The 10289-nt window shown below is 74.3% G+C and carries 7 protein-coding genes; 5 read left to right on the plus strand and 2 right to left on the minus strand.

What is annotated here, in order from left to right; genetic code table 11:
• Positions 1 to 24: 24 nt before the first annotated feature.
• Entirely contained in the window at positions 25 to 864 is an 840-nt protein-coding gene (locus tag ABD644_RS22405) for a PspA/IM30 family protein (RefSeq protein ID WP_344691540.1), read from the plus strand.
• Positions 865 to 994: 130 nt separating this feature from the next.
• A complete protein-coding gene (locus ABD644_RS22410) occupies positions 995 to 1402 on the plus strand; it encodes a cupin domain-containing protein (RefSeq protein ID WP_344691542.1) in 408 nt (135 codons plus the stop codon).
• Here the strand turns inward: ABD644_RS22410 and ABD644_RS22415 are convergent.
• Positions 1399 to 2250, minus strand: coding sequence for a DNA-formamidopyrimidine glycosylase family protein (locus ABD644_RS22415; RefSeq protein WP_344691544.1), 852 nt, complete (start codon positions 2248 to 2250; stop codon positions 1399 to 1401). The two genes, ABD644_RS22410 and ABD644_RS22415, sit on opposite strands and share 4 nt — an antisense overlap.
• Before the next feature lie 87 nt (positions 2251 to 2337).
• Here ABD644_RS22415 and ABD644_RS22420 point away from each other — a divergent pair, with 87 nt between their 5' ends.
• Positions 2338 to 2919 carry an antibiotic biosynthesis monooxygenase gene (locus ABD644_RS22420; protein ID WP_344691546.1) on the plus strand — a complete coding sequence of 194 codons (582 nt, stop codon included), beginning with the start codon at positions 2338 to 2340 and terminating at the stop codon, positions 2917 to 2919.
• Positions 2920 to 2926: 7 nt separating this feature from the next.
• Here ABD644_RS22420 and ABD644_RS22425 read toward each other — a convergent pair whose 3' ends face one another.
• Positions 2927 to 7510 (minus strand): ATP-dependent helicase, encoded by a 4584-nt coding sequence (locus ABD644_RS22425; RefSeq protein ID WP_344691548.1) that lies wholly within the window; start codon positions 7508 to 7510, stop codon positions 2927 to 2929.
• 103 nt (positions 7511 to 7613) lie between these two features.
• On the opposite strand from ABD644_RS22425, the gene ABD644_RS22430 reads away from it, so the two are divergent.
• Positions 7614 to 8759, plus strand: a complete 1146-nt coding sequence (locus ABD644_RS22430; protein ID WP_344691550.1) for an acyl-CoA dehydrogenase family protein — start codon at positions 7614 to 7616, stop codon at positions 8757 to 8759.
• Between the two features lie 25 nt (positions 8760 to 8784).
• Positions 8785 to 10065: an MFS transporter gene (locus ABD644_RS22435; protein WP_344691552.1), complete on the plus strand. Its 1281-nt coding sequence runs from the start codon at positions 8785 to 8787 to the stop codon at positions 10063 to 10065.
• Positions 10066 to 10289: the final 224 nt, after the last annotated feature.

Here is a 10289-nt window from a genome sequence, read left to right on the forward strand (position 1 = left end):
AGCTGCGCCGGAGCAGGAGGACCCATGCCCAACCCGTTCGTGAAGCTGTGGAAGTACCTGACGGCCTCGGCCAACGCGCAGATCGACCAGCGCGCGGACCCGAAGATCCAGATCGCCCAGGCGATCGAGGCCGAGCAGCAGCGCCACCAGCAGCTGGCCAACCAGGCCGCCGCGGTCCTGGGCAACCAGCGGCAGCTGGAGATGCGCCTCAATCGGCAGCTCGGCGAGGTCGAGAAGCTGCAGGCCTCGGCGCGGCAGGCGCTGGTCCTCGCGGACAAGTCCCACGCCGGCGGTGACGCGGCCAAGGCGTCGGAGTACGAGCAGGCCGCGCAGGCCTTCGCCACCCAGCTGGTGGCCGCCGAGCAGTCGATGGAGGACCTCAAGCGCAGCCACGACGAGGCGCTGCAGGCCGCCGAGCAGGCCCGGGGCGCCGTCGAGCAGAGCCGGATGCGGCTGCAGACGACCCTGGCCGAGCGCACCAAGCTGATGAGCCAGCTCGAGCAGGCCAAGATGCAGGAGCACGTGGCCGATTCGCTGCGCCAGGTCAACGAGCTGTCCGCGCCGGGCAACACGCCCAGCCTGTCCGAGGTCCGCGACAAGATCGAGGCCCGGTACGCCAACGCCCTCGGTCAGGCGGAGCTCGCGCAGACGTCGGTCGAGGGCCGGATGCTCGAGGTGCAGAAGGCGACCCTCGACGTCGCCGGTGCATCGCGTCTCGACCAGATCCGCGCGTCGATGTCCGGTGGCCCGGCCGCCGTCGAGGGCAGCCAGGCCGCGGCGATCGAGCAGGGCGCGCCCGGTGTGCCGGCCGCCGGCGCCGAGCAGCGCGAGGCCCAGCCGGCCGAGCGTCCCGACCAGCAGTAGGAGAAGGAACCTCGGGCCGGGAGGCGTCAACATCGTGTCCGGTCCGGAGTACCCCCCGCCGAGCCATACCGGCTCGGCGGGGGAGGTCAGCGGGTGGGTTCGTGGCGCCGGCACCCCGGCCGAACTACCCATGGGCGGCGGGAGCGCCGCCCACTACCTGGCCACCGGTGTGACGACCGGTGGGGCGTTCGGGCTCTACAAGTGGGACATGGGCCCCCGGCCTTCCGGCCCGGCCCCGCACTTCCACCGCAGCATCACCGAGTCGTTCTACGTGCTCAGCGGGTCGGTCCGGCTGCACGACGGTCGCGGGTGGCTCGACGCCGGGCCCGGTGACTTCTTCCACGTGCCCATCGGGGGCGTCCACGGCTTCCGCAACGAGTCGGGGGAGCCGGCGTCGATGCTGCTGCTGTTCACGCCGGGGGCGCCGCGCGAGGACTACTTCGAGACCCTGGCCGACGCCGCCCGGCGCGACGCCATGGGCGAGGACGACTGGACGGCGTTCTTCCTCCGCCACGACACGTTCTGGGTCGACCCTTAGTACAGGGTGACCGGCTGCGGCCGGTGCGGCTCCCCGGTGCGCGCCTGCGGGTCGATGGGGGAGCGGGCCGCCTGGCACCGGGGGCACCACCAGGTCACTCGCTCCTGCGTGGGCGGGCCCTGCTCGCCGAGCAGGATCCTGCTGCCGCAGCGGAGGCAGGGCTTCCCGCGGCGGCCGAACACCCAGTGGTCACGGCCCCGGCGCGGATCGCCGGTGGTGTTCTGCTCCGGATGGTGCAGGTTGGCCCGCATCAGCGCGCGGGCCTTCTGCACCAGGGCGGCCAGGTCGGGGACGTCGGCCACCCGGGTCCACGGGTGGACGCCCAGGACGAACAGCGACTCGACCTTGTACAGGTTGCCGATCCCGGCCAGGTTGCGCTGGTCGACCAGGGCGACGCCGATCTGCTCGTCGGGGTGCTCGCGCAGCCGGCGCAGCGCCTCGTCGAGATCCCAGTCCGGGCCGAGGACGTCGGGGCCCAGGTGCCCGACCAGCCGGTCCTCCTCGGCGGTCGGCACGATCTCGACGTCGTGCAGCCGGTAGCCGACGCACTCGTAGTCGTCGGTGACGAGCACGACGCGGACGTCGTACGCCGGACCCCCGCGCCACGGCGCGCCCGGGCGGTAGATGTGCCAGCTCCCGTCCATCCGGAAGTGCGTGCGCAGGGTGCGCCCGTCGGCCAGGCGGATCAGCAGGTGCTTGCCGCGGGGCAGCACCTCGGTGACCTCGCTGCCGGTGAGGTCGAGCGTCGCGAGCTGGGGGAGCCGGAACTCACCCCGGCGCAGCGTCCCACCGGCCAGCGCGGTGTTCATCCGCTGCGCGGCCAGCCAGACGGTGTCTCCCTCGGGCACGCTGCCAGTGTCCCTCGGCGTCCTCACCTGGTGTGAGACCCCTGACAGCCGGGATGAGGAACGGGCGGGCCGGTGCTGAACGCACACGTGAGCGTTCCCCTCCGCCTGCGCGCCCGGCTCGGCACCTCCGACGAGGCTCCGTGCCCGGAGCCGGTCACCGTGACCGTGGCCCGCGTGGTGCGACCGGAGCACCGGGCGGCGTTCGAGCGCTGGGCGGACGACGTGCTGCGCGTCGCCCGCGCCTTCCCGGGGAACCTCGGCGCGAGCATGCTGCACCCGGGGCCGGGCAGCTCCGAGTACCACCTGGTCTACCGATTCCAGGACGACGACTCGCTCGCCGCGTGGGAGCGGTCGTCGGAGCGCCGCTCGGCCCTGGCGCACGTGGAGGACATGGTCGACGACGAGCGCTACAACCGCGTCGCGGGGCTGGAGAGCTTCTTCACCCGCTCGCCGCAGCCGGGCCCGCGCTGGCGCATGACGCTGGTGACGATCGCCGCCGTCTTCGTCATCACCTCGCTGCTGCAGAACCTGGTCATGCCGCACCTGGCGTCGTGGCCGCTGGAGGTGCGGCTGCTGCTGTCGGCGACCGCCGTCGTCCTCCTGCTGGGCCACGTGGTCATGCCGAGGCTCACCCGCTTGCTCGGCCGCTGGTTGCACCCCGGCCGCTGATGCCGGCTCAGCCGCGCAGGCGCAGCCCGCGGGGGGTGGCGGCAAACCCGGCCGCCTGCAGGGCCGCCGATAGCGGTGTGGCCTCGTGCACCGAGGCGCCGTCGGCCCGCTGCACGGTCATCCGCCCCAGCGCCCCGGCGGCCACCGCACCCGACAGCGCCGTCGCGGCCTCCTTGAGCAGGTGCTCGTCCTCGGTCCAGGACAGCAGCGTCTTGCCGCCCCGCTCGACGTAGAGCACGAGGTCGCCGTCGACCAGGACCACCAGCGCACCGGCCTTGCGACCGGCCCGGTGCCCGGACCGCCGGGATGCGCCCGTGCCCTCTCCGATGTCCTCCCCGCTGGTGCGGCCCTCGCCCTCGGTGCCGGGACGTTCCGGCCAGGGCAGCGCGGCGCCGTAGACGTTGGCCGGGTCGGTCGCGGCCAGCACCGCCGCGCCGCCGGGGACGCGGTCGGGTGCGGCGAAGCTGCGCAGCCGGTCGACCGAGCCGGGGGTGCCGAACTGGGCGGCGCCCAGCGTCTCGACGAAGTAGCCCCGGCGGGACCGGCCGTTCTCCTCGAAGGCGCGCAGGATCGGGTAGACGGCGGAGAAGCCGCCGGACACCTGCTCGGCCACGACGGCGCCGCGGGTCAGCACCCCGTGCCGTTCGAGCAGCGCCTCCGCGCGGGCGGTGGTGCGCCGCGTCGCGTTGACCTCCCGGTCGGGCAGCCGCGACCAGCGCCCGGCCACCGTCGGCGGGCCGGTGCGGCTGGGCATGGCGGGGCGACCCAGCCGCGTGCGCCCGTAGCGGCCGCTGCGCACCCGGGGGGCGTCGGCCTTGCGGCGGTGCGTGCCCCCGCCGGAGAGCCGCGTGCGCAACGGCGCCAGGGTGTCGTTGGTGAGCACGCCCGCCCACACGAGGTCCCAGACGAGGTCGGCCATCGCGGTGTCATCGGTGGAGCCGACGAGGTCGGACAGACCCCGGAAGAACAGCGCCTGGCCGCCGGCCAACTGCTCCAGCACCGGCGCCCCGCCCTCGGGCACGTCGAGCGGCTCGGGCAGCAGCAGCGTGGCCAGATCGGCGGGCACCAGGCTGATCCAGCCATCGCCGCCGGGCAGCCCGCCGGCACCGGCCCACAGCACCTCGCCGGCGCTGGTCAGCTCGTCGAGCATGGCCGGGCTGTAGTTGCGCACCCGTGCCGGGAGCACCAGGGATTCCAGGGCGCTCGCGGGCACGAGGGCCCCGGCGAGTTGCTCGACCACGGCCAGCACGCCGTCCACTCCGCGGAGCAGACCGCCCACCGACTGCCACGCAGGGGTGAACCGCGCCAGCGTGCCGATGGGGACCGGCTCCACCTCCTGGCGCAGCCGGGCCAGGCTGCGCCGCCGGACCATGCGCAGCACCTCGGCGTCGCACCACTCGTGGCCGGTACCGCCGGGCCGGAACTCGCCCGCGACGAGCCGACCGGTACCGGTGAGCCGCTGCAGGGTGGCGGTGACGACGGCGACGCCCAACCCGAGGCGGGCGGCGACCTCGGGCGGCTGGAACGGGCCGTGCGTGCGCGCGAAGCGGCCGATCAGGTCGCCGAGAGGGTCGGCCACGGGCTCGGTGAACACCTCCGGCACACCCACCGGCAGCGCCGTGCCGAGGGCGTCGCGCAGCCGTCCGGCGTCCTCGATCGCGACGTACCGCTCCTCGCCGGCGATGCGGACCGCCAGCGCGCGGCGGGCGGCGACCAGCTCGTCGAGCCACTCGGCTGGTACGCCGCGGGCGGCCGCCTCGGCGACGGTCAGGTCACCGACCACCCGCAGCAGGTCGGCCGCGCCGTCGACGTCGCGCGGGTGCCGCTGGTGCGGCAGCCGCTGCAGTTCGGCCTCGACCTCCGCCATCGCCTCGCCGTCGAGCAGTTCGCGCAGCTCGGACCGGCCGAGCAGCTCGGCCAGCAGCGCGGTGTCGAGCGCCAGCGCCTGGGCGCGTCGCTCGGCCAGCGGTGCGTCGTCCTCGTAGAGGAACTGGCCCACGTAGCCGAACAGCAGCGACTGGGCGAACGGCGAGGCCGTCTCGGTCTGCACGTCGGCGACGCGGACCCGCCGTGCACGGACGTCGCGCATCAGCTCGACCAGGCCGGGGACGTCGTACACGTCCTGCAGCACCTCGCGCGCGGCCTCCAGCGTGATCGGGAACGAGGAGAACTCGCTGGCGACCGACAGCAGCTGCGCCGCGCGCTGTCGCTGCTGCCACAGCGGGGTGCGCTTGCGCGGGTCGCGACGGGGGAGCAGCAGGGCACGGGCGGCGCACTCGCGGAACCGGCTGGCGAACAGGGCCGAGCTGCCGACCTCGGCGGTCACCTCGCGCTCGACGTCGTCGGGGTCGAGGACGGCGAGATCGGCCTCGGGAGGTTCGCCGGTCGTGTCGGGCAACCGCAGCACGATGCCGTCGTCGGAATGCATGGAGGCCACGTCGACGCCGTAGCGCTCCCGCAGCCGGGCGGCGAGCACGAGCGCCCACGGCGCGTTGACCTGGGCGCCGAAGGGCGAGTGGACGACCAGCCGCCAGTCACCGAGCTCGTCGCGGAAGCGCTCGACGAGCAGGGTGCGGTCGTCGGGCAGGTGGCCGGTCGCCGCCTTCTGCTCGGCCAGGTAGGCCTGCAGGTTGGCCGCGCCCCACTCGTCCAGACCGGCTGCCCGGGCCCGTTCCAGCCCGGCCTCGGCGGTCGCGGACCCGACCTCGCGGAGGAACGCGCCCAGGGCCCGCCCCAGCTCCAGCGGCCGGCCGGGTGCGTCGCCCTTCCAGAACGGCATCTTCCCGGGCTGGCCCGGGGCCGGGGTGACCAGCACTCGGTCGTGGGTGATGTCCTCGATCCGCCAGGACGACGACCCGAGCAGGAACACGTCGCCGACGCGGGACTCGTAGACCATCTCCTCGTCGAGCTCGCCGACCCGGCGCCCCCCGCTGCCCTCGGCCCCCACGAGGAAGACCCCGAACAGGCCGCGATCGGGGATCGTGCCGCCGCTGGTGACCGCGAGCCGCTGCGCCCCGGCGCGGGCGGTGAGGGTGTCGGTGACGCGGTCCCAGGTCAGCCGGGGACGCAGCTCGGCGAAGGCGTCGGAGGGGTAGCGACCGGCCAGCATGTCGAGGACGGCGTGCAGGGCGGAGTCGGGGAGCGACGCGAACGCGGCCGACCGGCGGACGACCGCGGCCACCTCGTCGACCGTGCGGGGCCGCTCGGAGACGATCGCGACGACCTGCTGGGCGAGCACGTCGAGCGGATTGCGGAGGTAACGGATCGACTCGATCGCGCCGGCCTTCATGCGCTCGGCGACCAGCGCGCACTGCACGAGGTCGCCGCGGTACTTCGGGAACAGCACGCCCCGGCTGACCGCGCCGACCTGGTGGCCGGCGCGGCCGACCCGCTGCAGCCCGGAGGCGACCGTGGGCGGCGCCTCGACCTGGACGACGAGGTCGACCGCGCCCATGTCGATGCCCAGCTCCAGGCTGGAGGTGGCGACGACGGCGGGCAGCCGGCCCGATTTCAGCGCCTCCTCGACGATCGCCCGCTGCTCCCGGGACACCGAGCCGTGGTGGGCCGCGGCCACCGGCTGCACGCCCTCGGGAACGCCACCGCCGGAGCCGGCCTGGGCCATGAGCGCGGCGGCGTTCGTGCCCGGGGGCACCGTCTCGCCGGTGGCCCGCTCGTAGGCCAGCTCGTTGAGCCGGCTCGTCAGCCGCTCGGCGAGGCGGCGGGAGTTGGCGAACACGATCGTGCTGCGGTGGGCCTGCACGAGGTCGAGCACCCGTTCCTCGACGGCCGGCCAGATCGAGGACCGGGGCTGGTTGCCGGCCGCGGAGCCCTCCAGCTCGCCGGTCGGCTGGCCGAGTTCGCTCATGTCCTCGACGGGGACGACGACCGAGAGGTCCCACTCCTTGGTCGACGGCGGCGCGACCACCTGCACGGGTCGACCCCCGGCCAGGTAGGTCGACACCTCCTCGATCGGCCGGACCGTCGCGGACAGTCCGATCCGCTGCGCCGGACGGTCCAGCAGCTCGTCGAGCCGGTCCAGCGAGACCGCCAGGTGCGCGCCGCGCTTGGTCGCGGCCACGGCGTGCACCTCGTCGACGATCACCGTCTCGATCCCGCGCAGCGCCTCCCGCGCGGCGCTGGTCAGCAGCAGGAACAGCGACTCGGGGGTCGTGATGAGGATGTCGGTGGGCCGCCGCGTGAAGGCTCGCCGCTCGTCGGCCGGGGTGTCGCCGGACCGGATGGCCACCCGGATCTCCGGGCGCTCGAGGCCGAGCCGGGCGGCGGCCTGGCCGATGCCGGCCAGCGGGGCCCGCAGGTTCCGCTCGACGTCGACGGCCAGCGCCTTGAGCGGCGAGACGTAGAGCACCCGGCAGCGGCGCTGCTCGTCGGCCGGCGGCGGCACGGCCGCGAGCCGGTCCAGCGACCACAGGAACGCCGCGAGGGTCTTCCCCGAGCCGGTCGGGGCGACGACGAGAGCGTGCTCGCCGCTGCTGATGGCGTCCCAGGCTCCCTCCTGCGCCTGCGTCGGCCGCACGAAGGCACCGGTGAACCAGGCCCGGGTGGCCTCCGAGAACCGGTCGAGAGCGGACACGCTGACGAGTGTCCCCGGCCGGTACGACATTCCGCCGGGCGGTCGCGGTGCGCGGCCGGTGGCGACCGCCGGGCGCAGGGACGCATCGGGCAGACTGAGTGGCATGCGCCACTCCTTGTACGAGGCCGAGCACGACGAGTTCCGGGACATGGTCCGGGCGTGGGCGGAGAAGACCGTCGCCCCGTTCCACGCGCAGTGGGAGAAGGACGGCATCGTCCCGCGGGACGTGTGGCTCTCGGGCGGCAAGCAGGGGCTGCTCGGGATGGACCTCGAGGAGTCCTACGGCGGTGGTGGGGTCCGCGACTTCCGGTACAACGCCGTCATCGACGAGGAGATCGTGCGCATCGGCGCCAGCGGCGTCGGCTTCGGCCTGCACAACGACGTCGTCGGCCCCTACCTGCGCGACCTCGCCACCGAGGAGCAGAAGCAGCGCTGGCTGCCCGGGTTCTGCAGCGGTGAGCTGATCACCGCGATCGCGATGACCGAGCCGGGCGCGGGCAGCGACCTGCAGGGCATCACGACCACCGCCCGCAGGGACGGCGACGGCTGGGTGCTCAACGGCTCGAAGACGTTCATCACCAACGGCATCAACGCCGACCTGGTCATCGTCGTCGCCCGCACCGACACCGAGGCGACCGCGGCCAAGGGCACCAGCCTGCTCGTGGTCGAGCGGGACATGCCCGGCTTCACCCGCGGACGCAACCTGGAGAAGGTGGGCCTGAAGGCCCAGGACACCGCCGAGCTGTTCTTCGACGACGTTCGGGTGCCGGCCGAGAACCTGCTCGGCACCGAGAACGGTGGCTTCTTCCACCTGATGGAGAACCTGCCGCAGGAGCGGCTGTCGATCGCGGTCGGTGCGGTGGCGGCCTGCGAGCGGGTCCTGGCGCTGACCCACGAGTACGTCACCGGCCGGACGGCGTTCGGCCGGCCGGTCGCCAAGTTCCAGAACACCCGGTTCGTCATGGCCGAGCTGCAGACCGAGACGACGATCGCACGCACGTTCGTCGACGAGTGCATCCGGCAGCTCAACAGCGGCGACCTCACCGTCTCCGACGCCGCGATGGCCAAGTGGTGGACGACGGAGCTGCAGAACAAGGTCGCCGACCGCTGCCTGCAGCTGCACGGTGGCTACGGCTACATGGACGAGTACCCCGTCTCGAAGGCCTGGCGCGACTCGCGCGTGCAGTCGATCTACGGCGGGACGAACGAGATCATGAAGGAGATCATCGGCCGGTCGATGGGCCTCTGACGGTGACCGGTCCAGACTGGGCGCCGTGACCGTCGAGGAGCGTTCGAGCACCGCCGTCGTCCGCGTCCAGCGCCGCACGCTGGGCGTGCTCAGCGGCGGTGTCGCGCTGGGGGGTGTCGGCGTGACCGTCGGGATCACGCTCGGCGGGCTGCTCGCCCGCGACGTCGCCGGCACCGACACCGCGGCCGGCCTCGGGCAGACCGCGGCCGTGCTGGGCTCGGCCGTCATCGCCGTCCCCCTGGCCCGGATCAGCGACCGCGCCGGCCGGCGGGCCGGCCTGGTCGCCGGGTACGCCGTCGCCGTCCTGGGGTCGCTGGTCACCGTCGTCGCGGCCGCGCTCTCCTCCCTGCCGCTGCTGCTGGTCGGGCTGTTCGCGTTCGGGGCGGCGACCGCCTGCGGTCTGCAGGCCCGCTACGCCGCAGCCGATCTCGCCGAGCCGGCCCACCGGGGCCGCGCCATCAGCCTCGTCGTCTGGGCCACGACGGTCGGGTCGGTCCTCGGGCCCAACCTGGCCGGGCCGGGGGCGGACCTGGGGCGGTCGCTCGGGCTCCCGGCGCTCGGCGGCGGTTTCGCCGTGTCGGTGGTCGTGTTCGCGGTCGTCGCCGGCGGGTTCCTGCTCCTGCTGCGCCCCGACCCGCTGGTGCTCGCCCGCCAGGTGGGTGGTGGCACCGGCGCGCCGGCAGCGCGCCCGCGCCGGGCCACCGCGAACGCCGTGCGCGCGGTCTGGGCGTCACCGTCGGGCCGGCTCGGGCTCACCGCGGTCGTGGTGTCGCACGCGGTCATGGTCGGCGTCATGGTCATGACGCCGGTGCACATGGGCCACGCCGGTGGTGCGGAGGGGACGACGCTGCGGATCATCGGCCTGGTCATCAGCGTGCACGTGGCCGGCATGTACCTGTTCTCGCCGCTGGTCGGCATGCTCGCCGACCGGGCGGGGCGGGCCACGACCGTCGCCGTCGGCGGCGCCCTCCTGCTGGTGGCCGCCGCGCTGGCCGGCACGGCACCGCCCGGGGCGGCGGTCCAGCTCGGGGCGGGGCTGTTCCTGCTGGGGCTGGGCTGGTCGTGCGGACTGATCGCGGGCTCGACCCTGGTCACCGAGTCGGTGGGCCCCGACCTGCGGCCCACGGCGCAGGGCGGCACCGACCTGCTCATGGGCCTCGGCGCGGCGCTGGCCGGCGTCGTCGGGGGCCCGCTGCTGGCGCTGGGTGGGTTCGGTCTGGTCTCCGCGGTCTCCGCCGTGCTCGTCGTGCCGCTGGCCGTCGTGTGGCTGCGCACCCCGGTCGGAGCCGGTCAGCGGCCTCTGTAGTTGCGCACGATCAGCACGATCAGGACGAGCGTGGCCAGCGCGATGCCGATCTGCAGGACCAGGTCGAGGGTCTCCGAGCCGGTGCCGGGGATCATGACCCGACCCTAATGGGGCCGCACTCGGTCGGTTCTGGAGATGATCGGGTGTCCGAGCCGCCGGTGGGTGAACACTGCCCGACCCAGGTCCGATCGTTGAGGCCCAGGCCTAGATCGTGTCCCCGCCGG

It is taken from the genome of Blastococcus jejuensis (assembly GCF_039534705.1).
GTDB classification, from domain to species: Bacteria; Actinomycetota; Actinomycetes; order Mycobacteriales; family Geodermatophilaceae; genus Blastococcus_B; species Blastococcus_B jejuensis.